Source organism: Aquipseudomonas alcaligenes NBRC 14159 (assembly GCF_000467105.1).
GTDB lineage: Bacteria > Pseudomonadota > Gammaproteobacteria > Pseudomonadales > Pseudomonadaceae > Aquipseudomonas > Aquipseudomonas alcaligenes.
The window spans coordinates 1-863 of the sequence record NZ_BATI01000117.1 but is presented as its reverse complement, the minus strand read 5'-3'; the positions used below and the strand labels follow the sequence as shown (position 1 = coordinate 863).

Sequence of the window (863 nt, the reverse complement as noted above, 5' to 3'; positions counted from 1 at the left end):
AGGCTTTGGGTGTGTTCGCTAAGCCGATTTGATGCATCACCTATGCGACCTACTACGCTGCCTGTTTCAGCTTGCATCATTCGTAAAGCAAACTCTATTTGGCCAAACTCATCGGTGCGCCCAGTGTAGAGGGATTGACTTAATGGGTTATTGGAAATATTCCTGGCTCTTTCAACCAGTCTTCCAAGAGGAGAGAGAATAGCCAAAACACTAACAGAGCTTAAGCTTCCTGACATTAAAGTAGCTAACAATAAGCTGCTTATTGATGTATCAGTAAGCATGCCGGCAGCCATTGCGCTTGATATAATACTACCCCATATGAGCAAGAGTATTTTCACGGAAAAGCTAGCAGCCCATTTCGGCCTCGCGGCCTTCCCGCTTCTCAATTGAGCATATAATTTTTCCGCAGCCAAAACCTGCTCAGGTTCAGGCTTGGTCCTTACAGACTGGTATTCAACAATCGAACCATTCTTAGCTATTGGCGTTACATAAGCACTTACCCAATAGTGGTCGCCATTTTTACAGCGATTTTTTATTAGCCCCATCCATGAGCGGCCAGATTTTAATGTACTCCACATATGCTCAAATGCAGCAGGCGGCATATCTGGGTGTCTTACGATGTTGTGAGGCTGGCCTAATAGTTCTTCCTCAGTGAAACCACTGATTTTAATGAAGTCAGGATTAATGTACGTGATATGGCTTTGAGGGGAGGTAGTCGAAAGAATATTGGTATCTTTTGGGAGTTCTAAGTTTCGACCCGTCACTGGTAAATTCTGGCGCATAAGAGCCTCAAGGGTTGGCTGTTTTATTTTATTGTATTCGGCATTAAGCCCAATTTCTTTAGCGTTACGATAAAGCTAGGG

Annotated in this window: 1 protein-coding gene; it reads right to left on the bottom strand. The window is 44.0% G+C overall.

Annotated features, from left to right (window positions below; genetic code table 11):
• On the bottom strand, positions 1-782 hold a 782-nt coding region (locus PA6_RS23265; RefSeq protein ID WP_021703215.1), incomplete at its 3' end, for a methyl-accepting chemotaxis protein.
• Between the last annotated feature and the right edge of the window lie 81 nt (positions 783-863).